This window comes from Ruegeria sp. BJ6, from assembly GCF_056537885.1.
In genome coordinates, this window is sequence record NZ_JBQFSG010000015.1 from 1 (window position 1) to 17,347 (window position 17,347).

The window sequence follows — 17,347 nt, forward strand, 5'->3', positions numbered from 1 at the left end:
GCCGGCGTTGTGTCGAAAATCGTCGAATAATTCGCGCCAGCGAATGATCAGACAGAAAGGGCGTCTCCAGGGGCGCCCTTTTTTTATGGGCTCTTTCTGGCGGCAAAATTGTTGCGGGGCGATGGCGATCCGCTCAGATGCCCGCGCGATAGCAAGCATGGCCCTTTGTCATTGACTCGCAGCAGACAGGCGGCTTGTCTGGAACCGTTGCTTCCAAAACGTTTACATGTTGGAGTTCAGTCGATGAAATACCTGCTTTTTGTAACTGTTTGCTTGCCTCTATCTGCAGCCGCTGAACAATCGCGTTCTCTGGACGCCCATGAACACGGTGCCGGTACTTTGGGAATCGCGATTTCGGCATCCGAGGTTGCCATGTCTCTGGAAGCGCCGGGGATGGATATCGTCGGATTTGAACACAGCGCCACCAGCGCCGAAGATCGTGCGTCGGTGGAAACCGCTGTTTCGGATTTGGCGCGTCCCATGGATTTGTTCGTTCTGCCTGAAAGTGCAGGCTGCTTGGTGAAAGGGGCCAAGGTTTTTCTGGAAGGTGACGATCCGGAGCATGCGCACGACGACGAGCATGCCGACGAAGACGACCATGCCGAGGAACAGACCGACGAGCATGGCACGGAACACACCGAGTTCAGGGCGGAGTACATTCTGCAATGCGAGAATCCGCAAAATATTGACCGTATCGAATTTGCCTATTTTGAACGGTTTCCGAACGCCCGTGAAATGGATGTTCAGATCGTCACCGACAGCGGCGCAACCGGCCATGAGGTTGAACGGGATGCCCCCGTTCTCGATCTGAAGGGCGTGTTTTGATCCCCGACAATGGCAGGGTTGCCGAACAGCCTGACAACTGTGCCGTTTATCTGAAGGATGTGGAGTTCAATTGGCCGCAGACAGATTTTTCCATGGTGGTTGGGGAATTTCGCGTCGGGACGGCTGAAAAGGTCCTGCTGCTTGGGAAAAGCGGGGCGGGGAAATCCACTTTACTCAACCTGATCTGCGGGGTAGCGCTGCCGCAAAGGGGGCTCATTCGGATTGCCGGTCATGAGTTGACGTCGATGACCTCGTCTCAACGCGACCGCGTACGGGCAGACAAGATGGGCGTCATCTTTCAGATGTTCAACCTGCTGCCCTATGCAAGCGCCGTGGACAACATTCTAGTCCCGCTCCGGTTCTCCCCCGAGCGACGGAAACGCTGTTTGCATCCGCGCGAGGATGCTCTGGGATTGTGCGCCTCTCTGGGGCTTCCGGATGCACTGGTGACTCATGGGTCGGCATCCACATTGTCGGTGGGCCAGCAGCAGCGTGTCGCCGTGGCGCGGGCGATGATCGGCCATCCCGAGATCATCGTCGCGGATGAGCCAACTTCGGCATTGGACGCGGGGTCGCAGGACGAGTTTATGAATTTGCTTTTCGATCAGGTGTCGGAGTCCGGCAGCACCCTGATCATGGTCAGTCACGACGAGCGGCTGGCCAAGCGGTTTGATCGGGTGGTTCGGCTGGAAGATGTGGCGATGACCGCTGGACTGGTTGCTTCATGACATTGATCAGGTTGGCTTGTCTGTCTCTGAAAAGCCGGGCCCTGACTGTGGGGTTGACCAGCTTTGCCATCGCCCTGTCCGTCGTGCTGTTTCTAGGGGTGGAAAAGCTGCGCACCGGTGCGCGGTCTAGTTTTGCGGATACGATTTCGGGTACCGACCTGATCATGGGCGCGCGTTCGGGTGGCGTTCAATTGCTTCTCTATTCGGTTTTTCGCATTGGCAACGCGACCAACAATGTTACGTGGGAAAGCTATCAGGACATTGCTTCGCGGCCTGAAATCGCGTGGGCGGTGCCGATCTCGTTGGGTGACAGTCACCGGCAGTTTCGCGTCATGGGAACGACGCCCGAATATTTCCAGCGCTACAGGTATCGCGGTGATCGTGCCCTGACATTTGAGCAGGGCGAACAGATGCACGATCTGTTCGACGCGGTCGTTGGTGCGGATGTGGCAGCGCAGCTGAACTATGAGGTCGGGGATCCGATCATCTTGGCCCATGGCCTCGCGTCATTCAGCGAACACGACGATACACCGTTTCGGATATCGGGTGTTCTGGCAAAGACCGGTACACCGGTAGATCGTACCGTGATCGTAAGCCTGGAAGCCATCGAAGCAATCCATGTCGACTGGCAGGGTGGCGGGCAAAAACCCGGCGAGCCCACTCCGGTCGAAGAAATTCGGGCAATGGACCTGCAGCCAAAGGCCATCACGGCGGCGATGCTGGGGGTGAACTCGAAGCTTCAGATTTTCACCATTCAGCGCGCCATCAACGAGTACCCCGAAGAACCCCTGCTGGCCATCCTGCCCGGAGTGGCCCTTCAGGAACTTTGGGGCATCGTTGGAATAGCCGAACGCGCGTTGATCGGCGTGTCGGCGATGGTTGTCGTCACCGCGTTGCTGGGACTGTCGGCAATGATCCTGTCGGGGCTGAATGCCCGCCGCCGGGAAATGGCAATCCTGCGGGCAATGGGTGCGGGTCCTGCGACGGTGATGGGCCTGCTGATGATCGAGGCCGTACTGATGACCGTTCTGGGAACCCTGCTGGGTGTGCTGCTGCTTTATCTTGGGCTTTTCGCCTTGCAGCCCTGGCTGGACAGCGCGTTTGGCCTTTACATACCAATTACCTTTCTGTCCCCTCGCGAGATGCTGATCCTGTGCGCGGTTGTCGTGGCCTCTGCGCTGGTAAGCCTGCTGCCAGCAATACGCGCGTATCAGATGTCTCTGGCGGATGGCATGACCATCAAAATGTGATTTTGTTCGGAACTCAAAACAGTTAGACTGCATGCATGTCTCGCTTGGCCGGAATGATCGTGGCGATAGTGGCCGGGGCCGCCTCGAATGCGGGTGCCTGTGGATTTCACAACTACACCCCGCAACCCACATTGGTTGACCGGCTGATCGACAGCGAGCATGTCGTGCTTGCGCGCCAGAATCCGGACAATCCCTTTCGATATCAGGTCACGTCGGCCTTGGAAGGTGGCGCCGAAGATGTTGAGTTACCGCATCTGGTGGACAGCGTAACCCGACAAAGGCTGGGAACCGATCCGGCCGCGCAGGTCCTGTTTGCCCGCCAGAGCGCCTATGGCCCGTGGCAGCGGGTCGCTTTTGTCGATGAGGATATGCGCCCCGTTCTCAACACCGTCATGTCGCAGTTGCCCGATTGGCGACTGGGCGAGGACCTGAGCCGGTTCCGAACCTTTGCGGCCTATCTCGACCATCCGGACGAAGATATCCGGCTGCTCGCGTTGCGAGAGCTTGACCGGGCGGACTACGGGTTTCTGGTGTCCCATGACCTTCGGATCGACATGGCCCGGGTACTGGCCGGATACAACAATCCCGCACAGCGGGATCTTCGTGCCATCCGTATTCTTCTGTTGGGTCTGGGTGGCAGAGACGATGTTCGCGGGCAGCTGGCGCTGGGACTGGACCGTGCCGCACAATTCGCAAGCAGCCTGACAGGCGCCTACGCAACCGCGCTGATCGAATTGGATGGCCCGGCCGCTGCAAACACACTGGCCCAGACATACCTGACCAACCCGGAATTGCCCGAGGCATCCAGAGAAGCGCTGGTCGAAGCATTGGCCCTGCATGGCCAGTATGGCGATCAGCGGATGCAGAACTCCGTTGCCGAGGCCGTAACGCAGGCATTGCGCGGATCTGCTACGCTTGCGCCTGCCGTTGCACGACAGTTCGGCGCCCGTCGGGTTTGGTCGCAACGTGATGCCCTTTCGGACCTTGTCCGGGATGGGGCGTTGGCGTCACCGCTGGATGTTCTCGCAGTAAGCCAATATGTCGCTATGGCAGATGGTCTCGCGGACCCGTCACGCCCAGCCGAAAGCGGCAATTCCCAGAGCCGAGGTTTTGACTGATGCAGACACGAAGGCATTTCCTGAGCCGGGCGACCGCAGCCGCAGGGGTTCTGACGGCCTTGTCCGCGCCGCTACGGGCCGACACCGCACCGATCGAGTTGGGGTGGGATGACCTTGTACCAACTGCTGATGGAACCACCATGGAAAGGCTTCGAAAACAGGGCATCATTCAGCATGGTGAACTGAGCACCCCCTTCGATCAGGACACGGCCGCCGAAGTGACCACGGAATACAACGGCAAGCTTGTCCGCATCCCCGGCTACCTTGTTCCATTGGAATTTCAGGATCACTACGTCACATCCGCGCTGTTGGTGCCATATGTCGGGGCATGTATTCACGTGCCGCCTCCACCGCCGAACCAGTTGATATACATCACCACGGAAACCCCATATGAGTATCAGTCCCTGTTTGAACCGGTTTGGGTGGTCGGGACATTCGGAACTGCCGCAGCCAGCACGCAACTTGCCGAAGTCGGCTATATGCTGGTGGCCGAAAAGATCGATCCCTATTCCTGATTTATCAGGTGGCCCCTACCGACCAGCTCCCGATCCGGCGAGGAAACCAGGGCGCAGAATTCGTTTTGCACATTGTCGAACGCCCCGCCCTGTGACGTTGGGCACGGCAGCTTGAACCGGCCCGGTGATTGGCGGATAGTGCCTGCGACATGCATGAACCATATTCTTTCCGCCATGATCCCGAAGTGCCCGCGTTTGACGACAGTAGCCCTTTGGCGGTCATGGACGCGAACTGCGCGCTGTGCAGTTGGGGCGCGCGCATGATCCATCGATTGGACCGATCGGAGACCGTGCGCATCTGTCCCGTACAGACCCCGCTGGGGGCAGCGCTGATGCGTCACTATGGGGTGCAGCCGGACGATCCTTCGACCTGGTTGTTCCTAGATGCTGGTATTGCCCATATTGATTTCGACGCGGTCGTACATGCCGGTCGGCGGTTTGGCGGATGGGGTCGGCTGACCGCGGTGTTGCTGATCCTGCCCAAACCCGCAAGGAACTGGTGTTATCGCCGCGTTGCGCGCAACCGCTATGCGCTTTTCGGCCAATCCGACATGTGCGCATTACCTGACGCATCGTTCCAGAGACGTCTGATGCGATGAAAATCCTTCTGCTTGGCGGATACGGCGTCTTTGGCGAACGGCTTGCCAGGCTTCTGGTCCGGGACGGTAACGATGTCTGTATCGCCGGGCGTAACGCAGGCTCGGCGCAGGCTCTGGCTGACGAACTGAGCTGCCGGTCATTGACGATGGATCGCAATGGCAGCCTCGGCGGGTTGCGCGATTATGATGTGGTAATCGACGCCGCCGGTCCGTTTCACGATTACGGAAACGATCCGTACCGGCTGGCAAAAGCTGCGATTGCGGCAGGTGTGCATTACCTGGATCTGTCTGACAATGCAGCATTCTGTGCCGGAATTTCGGCGCTGGATGCTCAGGCAACCAAAGCGGGCGTATGCGTGCTGTCCGGCCTTTCCTCGGTTCCGGCCCTGTCTTCCGCCGCGGTCCGAGCCCTTGCCGGAAAGAACAGGCCCCTTGTGATCGACACCGCGATTCTGCCCGGAAACCGGGCGCCGCGCGGGTTGTCGGTCATGCATTCGATTCTGGCACAGGCGGGGCGGCCGATACCCGTCTGGCGCGGCAACCGGTGGGAGCGCGGGTTTGGCTGGTCCGACCCGGCAAACTATGACCTGCCAGACGGCGTGATCCGGCAGGGCTGGCAGATTGAGGTTCCGGACCTGCAGTTGTTTCCCGCGCATTTCGGTGCCGGGACGGTCCGTTTCCGGGCCGGTCTGGAACTGGCGGTGATGCGCTATGGGCTGGCAGGTTTTGCGACCCTGCGCCGGGTGCTGCCATTGCCGGTGACACGGCCGGTTGTGCGGGCGTTCAAAGCGATGGCGGATATGTTGGCACCTTTCGGCACCGGGCGTGGCGGTATGTCGGTAACCGTCACCACACAGGCCGGGCGGCAAACATGGCGGCTGTTGGCAGAGGACGGCGATGGCCCCTTCATTCCGGCGGTGCCTGCACGCGCCCTGCTGCGCCGCCCGGACCTGCCGATTGGTGCCGGTCCCGCGCTTGAGGCCATCACATTGACCGAGGCAGAGGCCGCAATGTCGGACCTGAGCGTCGTTACCGAGCGCTGCTCTGAACCGCTCAGCCGGATATTCCCGCGCGTCCTCAAAGACAGCTTCGACAGGCTGCCGGACTCGGTCCGAGAGACGCACCTGACCGTCGACAAAAGCCACTGGCAGGGAAGATGCGAGGTCCAGCGTGAGCGGGGCGTCTGGTCCGGTTTTCTTTGTGCGTTGTTCGGCTTTCCTGCGGCGGGCGGGGATGTGACGGTAGAAGTCACCAAAACCGCAACTCCTGCAGGCGAGACATGGGATCGCATGATCGGCGGACGCAGGTTCCGATCGTATCTGGCCGCAACGGATCGGGGCATGACCGAACGGTTCGGCCCGTTCACCTTCCTGTTGGGGCTTGAGGTACAGGACGGTGCGCTGATCTATCCCGTGGTTGCCGGACGGATGGGGCCGGTCAGGCTGCCGGGGTGGTTGCTGCCGAAATCCGTGGCACGCGAATTTGAGGCCGAGGGGCGATTCAACTTTGACGTAGCGATTTACGCACCGATCACAAAGCGCCTGATCATCCGGTATCAGGGTCACCTGACCCCAATGGCAGGGGACAGGCCAACCCTCTCAATGCCAGTTCACGTCGCCCACGAAAATATAGCCTGCGCCGTAGATCGTCTTGATTAAGCGCGGATTCTTGGGGTCTTCACCAAGTTTGGTGCGCAGGCGCGATATCCGCACATCCATCGCACGGTCGAAACTTGCACCCGCAGCCCCGCCCAGTGTCTCCTGCATCTGGGCGCGGCTGATTAGGCGTTTGGGGCTTTCCAGAAATAGACGCAGCACTTCGCCTTCGGCATGGCTGAAGGTGGTCTCCTGCCCGTTTTCATCTTCCAGAATGTAGCGGTCGAAATGCGCCGTCCAGCCGCTGAAATGCGCCGTGTTGCCTGCGGGTGCCGATGTGCGCTGCGTTCTCAGCCGTGCCCGGATGCGGGCCACCACCTCGGCCGGATCGAAAGGTTTGGTGATATAGTCGTCAGCCCCCAGTTCCAGCCCAGTCACCCGGTCCTGCACCTGCGCGCGGCCGGAAATGATGATGACCGCCGCACCCTGCTCCAGCGCCAGACGGTGCACCAGCGCCAGCCCGTCCGTATCCGGCAATGACAGGTCCACCAGACAGACATCCGGCGTGACCCTTTTCAACGAGGCTTCGAATTCACGGGCGCGCGAAAAACTCTGGGTCTGAAAGCCCGCATCCTCCAGAACATCCGTCAGAATCTGGCGGATTTCCGGTTCATCGTCGAGAATGGTTACCAGAGGTTTGGTCATCACGCGGCCTTGGTCTGAATGAGTGCGGCAAGCTGCTGGCGAGAGAACGGTTTGCGCAGAACCGGCCCCAGTTCAAGGGCCTTTCGATGCAGCGGGTCCGAAACCGGAAGCGAAGTCATAAGGATGCAGGGTAAGCCGGGCCTCAGTCTGCCGATCAGGTCGATGCCGGTGCCGGATCCTTCCAGTTTGATGTCCGACAGCACGAAACTGATATCCTCGACATCGGCGGTCAGGGCGCAGGCTTCGTCAACCGATGTTGCTTCGATTACCGACAGGCCCAGATCCATCAGAAGGTCCCTGAACTGGCTGCGAAGCTCGTCATTGTCTTCGACAAGCAGGGCCAGCCCGCCCCGCGAATCCGGTGCCGGACGATAGGGTAGGCGCAGGATGACGGCGGCGCCGGATGCGGTATTGCGCAGCTGCAGATCGCCGCCCGCAAGCTTTACCATGTCGTAAACCATGGGCAGGCCCAGCCCCGATCCTTCGTTACCTTTGGTAGTGAAGAACGGGTTCAACGCCTTGTCCAGCGCTTCGGCGGAAAATCCGGGGCCGGTATCGGTGACGGTGATTTCGATCCAGATCGACCCGATCGTATGCGCACTGATGGTGATCTGCCCCGTGGCTCCGCAGGCGTCCCGGGCATTCAGCACCAGATTAAGCAGGGCATCCTGCAACATACCGGGGTCCAGCATCATCGGCTTGTCCGGCAGGTTGTTGACCACCGACAGTCCCATTCCTCGGGGCAGAGAAGGCGAGGCCAGAATCTTCATGTCTTCCAGCAGGCCGCGCAGATCTGCCGCCCGTGGGTGAAGCGTCCTGTTGCCGGTCATATCCGAAATCCGGTTCAGCAACTGCCCGCCGCGCCGGGCGGTTTGCTGGGTGGCGGTGACCAGCTCGCGCGCTTCCTCCGGCAGCGGCATCTTTTTTAGCTTGCCCTGCATCCCAAGAATGATCGTCAGAAGGTTTGAAAAGTCATGCGCCAGACCGCTTGTCATCTGTGCGGCCATCGCCCTGCGGCGCGTCTGCTGCAGCGCGACGCGCGCCTGCGTTTCCTCGGTCACATCCATCGACAGGATGTAGACGCCGCCCAGATTGTCCGGTGTGAACGACGCCCTGATCCGCCGCTGATCGTGATCTTCGGTAAACTCAAAGATCGAGGTTCTCCCGCCATAGGCCTTCTGAAGATGGGGGGCGACCTTGGCAAAAGCCGTTGTTCCCAACGCGTCCGAGATATGCAGCCCCAGAATGTCCGAGGGACGCCCGGGCATGACCGAGCTTAACCGGCGGTTGGAATAGGTATAATGACCCTCGGCATCCACATGCGCGATATGGGCGGGCATCATTTCGGTCGTCATGCGCGTGCGCGCTTCAATTTCCGTAAGTTGCCTTTTGGCCTCTGCCAGGGCCGAGTTCGTCGCGGCCAGTTCGCGGTTGGTGGCCGACAGTTCTTCGGCATGGGTCAGAAGCTGATCGGACAACTCCTCGGAATGCGACCGCAAAAGTTCTTCGACGCGCTTGGTGCGGGTTATGTCGGTATAAACCGCAACCCATCCGCCTTGCGGCAAGGGCGCGCCCTCGACCGAGATGACCTGACCGTTGGGGCGAATGCGCTCGATATAATGCGGCTCGAATGCAAGCGCCTGTTCGACCCGGTGGGCAACGATCTCGTCAATATCTTCTTCGGGCGCGTATTCACCACTCTCGGCCAGAAACCGGATGGTGTCGGCAAAGGCCGCATTTGGCTGCACTAGATGATCCGGCAGGTTGAACATCTCCTGAAACCGGCGATTGCTGAGGACCAGCCGCAGTTCGCTGTCATAGATCGACAGGGCCTGCCCGATCAGATTCAGGCCCGCCGTGGTCATCGCCTTGATACGTTGCTCTGATAAATCCAATTCCACCCTCCGCCGGACATATGCCTAACACCCTATGTGACCATAGGGTAGGGGCCTTGCAGACCCGAATGGTCGCAAAGTGGCAGGATGTGTGAATCGTCGCGAATTCCTGACCCACGATACGAAACTTACTGAAGCAATCCGTACGCCTGGTCACGCATTGTTGGCCCAAACTTCAGGCTATTCTGACCCGATGGCCGCTATGCTGTCTCCATCAAAGCTTCGGCAAGCCCATGTTCTGAAAGGGCTCCCGGCGCACCAATTGCGACAATCCTTGTCTCTGGTTTGCGTTCACCCCAGGCTTCATCCCGCGCGATGTCCATGCGTTTTCCGACGACCTGTACAAGAATGCGATGATCCGGATCCTCCTTGCTGAAGACAAAGCCCTTTAGGCGATAGACGTCGCCAGGAAGCTGCCGAATTGCACTTTTAAGAGAAGATAGGCTTATTGGGCGTTCAGCTTTTATCATAGTTGTTGAAAAGCTGTCCGAATGATCAGAGTGATGGCAACCACAGCCGGGCCCATGTTCATGATGATCGGGTATTTCTGTTTCGAGCTGTTCGGCAGCAAAGCGACCAACGGAAAGAAGTATGTCCAGTGGAACGTCGGCGTTGACAGCTTCGACCAGACGATATCGACGGAAGCGAGACCCGAGCCAATCGTGCACCCTCTGAACAGCGGCCCTGTCGACAAGATCGACCTTGTTCAAAATAACCATATCTGAGAACGCGATTTGACGGAGCTTCAGTTCCATTTGTTCCGGCGCAGCAAAAAGCTGTTCCGCATCGACCAGACACATAAGGCTGTCCAAGCGGATCATGTCCCGAAACTTCTGATCGGTAAATGTCATTGCGATCGAGGACGGGTCCGACACGCCACTTGCTTCAAGGACGATGTATTCCGGTTTCTCAGGCCGGGCGAGAACGGCTTCCACTGTTTCGATCAAGTCATCTCGGATCGAGCAGCAAACGCAGCCATTCGCCAAACTCATCACATCATCTTCGAGGCCGACCACCAAGTCGGCATCGACGTTGATGGATCCAAAGTCATTAACAAGAACCGCAACCCGCAACCCGTGATTGCCTGCCAGGATGCGGTTCAGAAGTGTTGTCTTACCGGTTCCGAGAAAGCCGGTAAGGATCGTGACGGGGATTGCGGATGTCGAACCGAACTCGATCATGTTGTTACTCCGCTTTCTTCTTGCGGTTCGGGATGACGTCATCGACCTTGATTACGAAATCACTGGGCCACTCAGGGTCGGGGGCTCGGAATACGTCAGCTGGATAGTATTCCTTGGGGTCGATCTCCATATCGCGGTACTTCTGGTCCTGCTGTTCGGCACGTGACGACCGCGGCGCGGGAGGCTTGATTTCATCTGGCAACGTGATCTTGCCTTCTGCTTCCATCTTGCCCAATTCGCGGAAGGGGGCAACCGAACCAGATTTTCCGGGAAGCGTCGCCTTCCGATACCAGATTGCATCCTTGGTTACGTTGACGACCGCGACGTCCAAACCCCAGGCGAACAGCCCATCATAATGGGCTCGAATTCCTGCCAACATCTCGGCATCGATATCCTCGTCTTGCGTATAGTGGGTCACCATTGCAAGCCGTGGGCGTGCTTCAGCCATCATCTTACCAACCGCGTAGTGCGATGTATGGTGCGTATCGATTGTGTAGTTGAACAGCTCTTGCGGCAGACCGTATTTGTAGGTCATCAATTGCCCGATATCCTGTCCGGACATTTCGGTCACAAACACATCGACGCCTTTTCCGTATTCAAGACTCAATTCATCGGGACGGCCGTCGCCGGTCCAAACAAAGCTCAGGCCGTTCCAGTCCAGCCGATACCCGACGGCACCGTCCTTGGCATGGCTGCGCGGCCAGGAGCGCACTGTGACGCCATCTTCGTCATAAACAATGCCGCCTTCCTGACGGAAATCGAATTCATTGACTTCGATCTCGTACCCGTCCCCGATTGGGAAGACGTCGAAAGCTTCGAGATGCCACTTGAGCATCTGTTGCATCCCTTTGACCATTCCGGCTGTGCCAAGCTCGGGGGTCCGACCAGAGGGGCCGTGAATGCGCAGCGGTGTGTATCCTCCGGACCAAGCCCGGAATGGATAGATGTAAGGGATGTCGGCGTAGTGATCGACATGTAGGTGCGTGATGAAGATGTCGTTGATTAACTGACCCGGGACCTGCATCCCGATAATGTTGCGGACACAGCCTGACCCGAAGTCGAAGAAGAACCTCTTTCCGTTACCCAGTTCGACCATAATACAAGTGCCAGCCTGATCTTCACGGGGAGGAAATGGGGTGGAACCACAGAATGAAATCCGCATTTCGTCGGGTCCGAGATCCTCGGACAGCGGGAAGTAGTTCGCATTCGAACCTGTCATGTATTTTGTGGGCCGGAAATACTCCGGTAGCGTGATACCGCCCGCGGGCCTGCCGCCGTAAGGGTTCTTTAGGCTTTCGCCCAATGGTCCATCGCCCTGGTGCGCTTGCGCTGCGCCTGTGCCGTAACTAACGGCGCCTGTTGCGACCGCGCCCGCTGCAAGTCCTTGCATAACGTGGCGCCGGGAAGGGTTTTCGATCTCGTCAGATTGCTGGTTCGGTTCGTTCTTAAGATCTTTGCCGTTGTCTTCTTTTGTCATGGCTATGCCCTCAATTGGAAATGCTGCGAGGATTGCGCTTCACCATCCGGCGAAGCTCGTTCACGAGTTCAGATCGGATGTGGGCCCATTCCGCGCGTTCCGAGGCTGTGATCGATACGTCATCCATCCGCTCGGAAACTTTCTTTAGGTCTTCGATAACCTCTTTGAGTAACGCATCCGTTTCGATACGCCCTGACAGCGCCTCGGAAAGTTCTGGAATCTCTTCAATCAGGTCCACCGCCACTGGATAAATCCCGGCTCCCACTATCTATTCTCACATCGAGATGAGTGTGGTTGACCGCACCAGCCAAGTGAGTCACCGTGAGTTGGGGGTGAGTTTGCCTTGAACAAAGCCAATGATTTGCCGATAGATCAACATGTTGGGCAGCCGTCACCGGATCTTGTCCGGGAAGCACTCGAGCGCGTTGTATCAAGCGGTGAGTTTCAGGCTTCGCCCCGTCTCCAGCAGTTTCTTACATACATAGTCGAGGAAGCTATCGCGGGTCGCGGTCCCCAGATTCGGGGCAAAGCCATCGCTGTGGAGGTCTATGGGCGACGCATTGATGGCTCTGGCGGTCAAAATCTCGTCCGCGTCGAAGCCAGGCGGCTGCGTCGACTGCTACGCGAGTTTTACGAAGATCAATGGGACGGCCAAGGTGTTCGAATTTTTGTTGATCCCGGCGGATACAAGCCGCGATTTTCGTACGAGCCTACGATTGAAGACCACACATCCAATGCTTGGAACAGCGATGAACCTGGTGGGCGTCGGCGGTCGCTGCAACTGCTGCCAGCTGGATTGGGTGTCCTTGCAGTAATTGCAATGTTTGGCATCTGGTTGAGTCAGGAAAACAGAAATGTTGTGCCAACGACGCAATCCATCGAACAAGCTGAACGTGCAGCACTTGGTGAGCAATCTTTGACAAGACTTCAGGCGGCCAACCTTGCGGATCAAGCCCGAGGCATGTTTTTTCCCGTTTTTGATGTCAAACGTCAGCAAATAGCACTGGGAATGTTCCAGCACGCCGTGGAACTCGACCCGGCTCTTTCTGACGGTTTTGCCGGGACAGCACAGGTTTTGGCGACTCTGGCATTGCTGTCCCCGGACGAAGCGCAAAGGGACGATCTCTTCAGTCGAGCCTCAAAAATGTCTGGAAAAGCGCTTGAATTGTCCCCAGCCGATGCATGGGCAAACGGCGCAAATGGTTGGGTTCTGGCTGTCAAAAACCAGCCAAACGAGGCATTGAAATACGCAAGAATGTCAGTCGAACTGGCACCGAATGATGGCCATATTCTCGACCTTGCAGGTATCGCTGCCATCATGGCTAACGCCCCGGAACTCGCAGCCGAGGTTAGTGATCCGGAGAGAGCCAGATCAGGATCTGGTAGGTTTGGTGCAAGAAACATCTGGGGTGTTTCGCAACTTATGCTCGGGAACTACGAAAACGTTGTTAAAGCCTTTCAGGGCGCACCAGCCGCCGGGGCACCTGTCAGTGCTCCTTCGCTACTATTCCAAGCCGTAGCGCATGATCAGTTGGGAAATTCAGAAGAAGCACAACTTCTTGTCACTGAAATGAAAAAGACATGGCCCGAGTTTCCGTCCGAGTTTCTCGCCGACAGGATCTTCCACAATGACCGCAATACGCGGAATGTGATACTGGAAACACTGAGTAGATACTGACGAAACGCATCGCGGCTACTGCATATGTTGGGTTCAGATTTTTGCCACCGGTCTTGCGAAAATCGGAACTAACACCATTAGCAGCGCAAGAATCCAGAATGCCGTCGCCAGTGTCGATGCCCCAGATATGAAACCAATCAACGCTGGCCCCATAAGGATGCCTGCATATCCCGTTGTAGTAACCGATGCGATAGCAATCCCGGGTGGCATCAAGTTTTGTCGTCCAGCAGCGCTGAACAGGATCGGCACCAAATTCGCGGCTCCGAGCCCAATCAAGACAAACCCAAGCAGGGCTACAACCGAATTGGTCGACAGCAGAATGCTTGCGATCCCAATGATTGCGAGTAATCCGCCAACCATCAGTACGAGATATTCGCCGCACCGCTCAACAATATGGTCACCAGTCAGGCGGGCCAGAACCATTGCGATTGAGAACAGGATATAACCGACGCCAGCGCTTTCAGGTTCAGCGAGCTCAAGATCAATGATCAGAAGTGCGCCCCAATCCAGCAGGGCACCTTCGACTAAAAACGTGATTGCGGCCAAAATGGCTAAAACCAGAACAATCCCACGCGGAACGACAATGGGTTCCGGATCCTTACCACTGACCTCCAAAAATCGAGTTCGGGCCACCAGCATCGAAGCCAACGCCACAGTAGCCCCCACGATGGCACAAGCCAGCACTGAGATGGACAGCGACAGCAACAGTGTGACCAAACCAGCTCCGAAAAAACCACCAATACTGAACTGGGCGTGAAAGTTCGACATAAGGGGGCGATTTTCGATGGCTTCAATTTCCGCGCCATGAACATTCACTGCGACGTCGATGGTTCCAAGTGATGCTCCGAAAACGAATAAAGCTGCACCCAAAACCAATGGCGTTTGCGATAGAGACAGAAGGGGAAGCATCGCGATCAAACCATAGCCTCCAAGCAAAATAAGCGGACGAGTGCCACGACGCGCTGCCAAAACACCGGTAACCGGCATGGCGACGATGGATCCAAAACCAAGACAAAGAAGGAGAAACCCAAATTGCGTTTTATCAACGCCAACGGATTCTTTGAAAAAGGGGAATAGGGGCGCACAACAGGCTAGGGAAAAACCCGCCGTAAAAAAGGCCAAACGTGTGGCCAAGCGTGCTGAGCTTGTAGCCGAATAATCAGTCGGCTGGCCAATTCTCGGGGGCAGTTCACTTACACGAGAACTATCGCTCATTCAGTCACCACACGCGTATGTGACGCGATCAATTCTGTTGTCGCGTTCTGTGAATCTGTGACAACAGCATCGATCTCTGAAAGTGCTACTGTTCGATGACGGGCTCTAAGGCCGATCTTTGCGTGACCAGCCACAACAATGGTTCGGCTTGCGGCGCGGTGCATTGCCTTCTTCATCATGGCTTCTTCTGCGTCGTCCGAGCTGAGACCAAACTCCGCTTCCAATCCGCACGCTCCCAGAATGGCAACATCTACCGCGACATCCGCGACCCGTTCGATTGCGGTGTCTCCTGTCGCAATGCCGCCTTGCGGCCTTAGGCTACCACCCAAAACATAAACCGGAACGTTCTTTTGCTGGCAGGCAATCGCAATCCAGGGCGACGGTGTGATCACAAGGCGCCCCTCTTCGTGGGGCAGGTTTTCGACTATGGCAAGTGTTGTCGTGCCTCCATCGATCAGGAGGGTCGCCGCACTCCCGATCTCTCGGATAGCGGCCGATACCAGCTTCACGTCAGGCGCGACATCTCCCGACAGTCTTTTATGCAACGGCGGTGCCGGAGTGGACAAAGGCACTGCACCACCGCGAACGCGTTGGGCCTTACCCTCTGCTTCGAGGGCGAGAATGTCCCGTCGGATCGTATCAACTGACACGTCAAATTCTTGAGCAGCTTCAACCGCAACGACTTGCTGACCTTCCTGCAAGCGCCGAGCCAGTTCGAGTTGTCGTGTGTCTGGGACATTCAGATTCATGCAGAAACTTTCAGAATGTTGCAAAAAACCGCATAGGCGGTTATGCGACGTCCGTCAATACTGAATGGATGCGGACAAGATCGGGATGAAATTGAACCACGTTGCTCTATGGACAACTACTTGGAGCGGTCCACGAAATTTTGGTGAGAGTTTTTCGAAGCGGAACTCAGTGACAGGTATAAGAGTGTGAATCGCCCCGGCTGTGCCTCCCGCTTCGCCGCGTTGCCCGAATGGCAGCAATGAGCCGAAAGCCGTCTTTGCTTCACATCTGGATAGAAACCTTGGAATGATAGCCCCGTGAATACCGCATGTTTCGGGTCGAAGTGCCAATTCAGTGTGGGTAGTTTCACACTGAACAATCACAGGATTTCCCGATGCACGGACGCGACGCACTCTTCCCGGATTTTGATCAGTTAACGGATGCGGAAAACGCGTTGACTGAACGTTTGAGCCAGGCACGCCGCAACTATACCAGTCGCAAGGCCACCTCGGCTGAGTTGACGCCTGACTGGTTGGAAGAGCTGCAGTCCAAACGGTTTGACCAAGCAGAAGACCTTGAACCGCTGATGGACTGGGTGATTGATGCGCTCGACACTGGCAGCGTGCAGATGACGCATCCGGGGTATCTCGGCCTGTTCAATCCGGCACCTACGTTTGCCGCAGAATGTGCGGATCGGATTGCATCAGCCTTCAATCCGCAAATCTGTGTGTATTCTCATGCGCCTGCTGCTGTCGAAATCGAACAACATGTCATCAATGAACTGGCCCGGCGCGCCGGGCTTACCAAGGGGGCCGGGGGGCATTTCACCAGTGGTGGGGCCGAGGCCAATTCAACGGCTGTTTTATGTGCCTTGCAGGCCAAATGCCCGGAGTACAGCGACAAGGGCATCTATGTGTTCGGTGGTCAGCCGACGATTTACGTCTCGAAGGAAAGCCACCTTGCATGGTTGAAGATGGCGCATTCAGCGGGCATTGGACGCAACGCCGTTCGATTGATCGCGACCGACGGTCAAGGGCAGATGGACGCGGGTTGTCTGGCGGCCGCCATTGATGAGGATCTGAAAAGCGGATGCGTCCCGGTCCTGATCGTGGCCACGGCTGGCACTACGAATGCCGGGATGATCGACCCACTCAAGGATTGCAGCACTCTGGCGCAAGAGCATGACATGTGGTTTCACGTCGATGCGGCCTGGGGTGGCGCGATGATTGCCAGCACGGCAGGACGGTCGGCGTTGAATGGCATTGAACAGGCGGATTCAATCACGATTGACGCCCATAAATGGTTCGCCACCACGATGGGGGCTGGCATGTTCCTGACCTCACGCCCCGACATACCGGCCCAAGTTTTCCGGATTTCGGCCAGCTACATGCCGGAAAGCGAGGCGGCCAAGGATTTCTATGTGAATTCCAACCAGTGGTCGCGCCGCTTCGTGGGGTTGCGCCTGTTCCTCGCCCTTGGTGCTGCCGGATGGGACGGCTACGGAGACCATGTTGAACGCTCAATTCGCCTGACCAACCGGTTCACGGAAAACCTTAGAAAGGCAGGTTGGACGGAGGCAAACCGGTCTCTCATGGGGGTGAGTTGCATGGTTCCGCCGGAAGGGGACAACGCTGTACAACGTTATGTCGATGCAGTTCATGAAGATGGCCGGTTCTGGATTTCCAAGGCGATGTTCGAGGGAAAACCGGTTTTGCGGGCCTGCGTTACCAATGGACGCACGGATGAAGCGACCATTGATCAGTTGACGGCTTTCCTGACGACACTTTGAGGCAAGGAAATGCGGGCCCGCCGCAAGTACCGCGGGCGCCTATCCAAT

At 57.4% G+C, this 17,347-nt stretch carries 16 protein-coding genes; 9 read left to right on the forward strand and 7 right to left on the reverse strand.

The annotated features are described in order from the left end of the window. Positions 1-243 precede the first annotated feature (243 nt). The 7 genes from ACR0D6_RS21220 (at position 244) to ACR0D6_RS21250 (ending at position 6,693) form a co-directional block, all read left to right on the forward strand. Positions 244-825: a DUF2796 domain-containing protein gene (locus tag ACR0D6_RS21220; RefSeq protein ID WP_480767003.1), complete on the forward strand. Its 582-nt coding sequence runs from the start codon at positions 244-246 to the stop codon at positions 823-825. Continuing rightward, on the forward strand, positions 822-1,553 hold the full coding sequence (locus ACR0D6_RS21225; RefSeq protein ID WP_480767004.1) for an ABC transporter ATP-binding protein: 732 nt from the start codon (positions 822-824) through the stop codon (positions 1,551-1,553). The genes ACR0D6_RS21220 and ACR0D6_RS21225 overlap by 4 nt, the downstream gene beginning before the upstream one ends. Next, complete coding sequence (locus ACR0D6_RS21230) at positions 1,550-2,803, forward strand: ABC transporter permease (RefSeq protein ID WP_480767005.1); 1,254 nt, start codon at positions 1,550-1,552, stop codon at positions 2,801-2,803. Before ACR0D6_RS21225 ends, ACR0D6_RS21230 begins: the two co-directional genes overlap by 4 nt. A 35-nt stretch (positions 2,804-2,838) precedes the next feature. Beyond that, positions 2,839-3,921 (forward strand): hypothetical protein, encoded by a 1,083-nt coding sequence (locus tag ACR0D6_RS21235; protein WP_480767006.1) that lies wholly within the window; start codon positions 2,839-2,841, stop codon positions 3,919-3,921. Beyond that, a complete protein-coding gene (locus tag ACR0D6_RS21240; RefSeq protein ID WP_480767007.1) occupies positions 3,921-4,436 on the forward strand; it encodes a DUF3299 domain-containing protein in 516 nt (171 codons plus the stop codon). Before ACR0D6_RS21235 ends, ACR0D6_RS21240 begins: the two co-directional genes overlap by 1 nt. A gap of 149 nt (positions 4,437-4,585) precedes the next feature. Beyond that, positions 4,586-5,035 (forward strand): thiol-disulfide oxidoreductase DCC family protein, encoded by a 450-nt coding sequence (locus tag ACR0D6_RS21245; protein WP_480767008.1) that lies wholly within the window; start codon positions 4,586-4,588, stop codon positions 5,033-5,035. After that, positions 5,032-6,693, forward strand: a complete 1,662-nt coding sequence (locus ACR0D6_RS21250; RefSeq protein ID WP_480767009.1) for a saccharopine dehydrogenase family protein — start codon at positions 5,032-5,034, stop codon at positions 6,691-6,693. The genes ACR0D6_RS21245 and ACR0D6_RS21250 overlap by 4 nt, the downstream gene beginning before the upstream one ends. On the opposite strand, the gene ACR0D6_RS21255 is transcribed toward ACR0D6_RS21250, so the two are convergent. From ACR0D6_RS21255 to ACR0D6_RS21275, 5 genes are all read right to left on the reverse strand, one after another. Continuing rightward, positions 6,634-7,335, reverse strand: a complete 702-nt coding sequence (locus ACR0D6_RS21255) for a response regulator transcription factor (RefSeq protein WP_170656953.1) — start codon at positions 7,333-7,335, stop codon at positions 6,634-6,636. The two genes, ACR0D6_RS21250 and ACR0D6_RS21255, sit on opposite strands and share 60 nt — an antisense overlap. Beyond that, entirely contained in the window at positions 7,335-9,200 is a 1,866-nt protein-coding gene (locus ACR0D6_RS21260; protein WP_480767045.1) for a PAS-domain containing protein, read from the reverse strand. The genes ACR0D6_RS21255 and ACR0D6_RS21260 overlap by 1 nt, the downstream gene beginning before the upstream one ends. Before the next feature lie 230 nt (positions 9,201-9,430). Beyond that, positions 9,431-10,453 carry a CobW family GTP-binding protein gene (locus tag ACR0D6_RS21265; RefSeq protein ID WP_480767010.1) on the reverse strand — a complete coding sequence of 341 codons (1,023 nt, stop codon included), beginning with the start codon at positions 10,451-10,453 and terminating at the stop codon, positions 9,431-9,433. Continuing rightward, positions 10,416-11,888 carry a guanitoxin biosynthesis MBL fold metallo-hydrolase GntH gene (gntH, locus tag ACR0D6_RS21270; protein WP_480767011.1) on the reverse strand — a complete coding sequence of 491 codons (1,473 nt, stop codon included), beginning with the start codon at positions 11,886-11,888 and terminating at the stop codon, positions 10,416-10,418. The genes ACR0D6_RS21265 and gntH overlap by 38 nt, the downstream gene beginning before the upstream one ends. 10 nt (positions 11,889-11,898) lie before the next feature. Next, positions 11,899-12,153, reverse strand: a complete 255-nt coding sequence (locus tag ACR0D6_RS21275) for a hypothetical protein (protein ID WP_480767012.1) — start codon at positions 12,151-12,153, stop codon at positions 11,899-11,901. Positions 12,154-12,231: 78 nt separating this feature from the next. Here ACR0D6_RS21275 and ACR0D6_RS21280 point away from each other — a divergent pair, with 78 nt between their 5' ends. Continuing rightward, positions 12,232-13,566: a tetratricopeptide repeat protein gene (locus ACR0D6_RS21280; protein WP_480767013.1), complete on the forward strand. Its 1,335-nt coding sequence runs from the start codon at positions 12,232-12,234 to the stop codon at positions 13,564-13,566. 33 nt (positions 13,567-13,599) lie between these two features. Here ACR0D6_RS21280 and ACR0D6_RS21285 read toward each other — a convergent pair whose 3' ends face one another. Both ACR0D6_RS21285 and ACR0D6_RS21290 read right to left on the reverse strand, forming a co-directional pair. Continuing rightward, on the reverse strand, positions 13,600-14,781 hold the full coding sequence (locus ACR0D6_RS21285; protein ID WP_480767014.1) for an MFS transporter: 1,182 nt from the start codon (positions 14,779-14,781) through the stop codon (positions 13,600-13,602). After that, positions 14,778-15,530 carry a DeoR/GlpR family DNA-binding transcription regulator gene (locus ACR0D6_RS21290; protein WP_480767015.1) on the reverse strand — a complete coding sequence of 251 codons (753 nt, stop codon included), beginning with the start codon at positions 15,528-15,530 and terminating at the stop codon, positions 14,778-14,780. The genes ACR0D6_RS21285 and ACR0D6_RS21290 overlap by 4 nt, the downstream gene beginning before the upstream one ends. Before the next feature lie 374 nt (positions 15,531-15,904). Here ACR0D6_RS21290 and ACR0D6_RS21295 point away from each other — a divergent pair, with 374 nt between their 5' ends. Next, on the forward strand, positions 15,905-17,299 hold the full coding sequence (locus ACR0D6_RS21295; RefSeq protein WP_480767016.1) for a pyridoxal phosphate-dependent decarboxylase family protein: 1,395 nt from the start codon (positions 15,905-15,907) through the stop codon (positions 17,297-17,299). Positions 17,300-17,347: the final 48 nt, after the last annotated feature.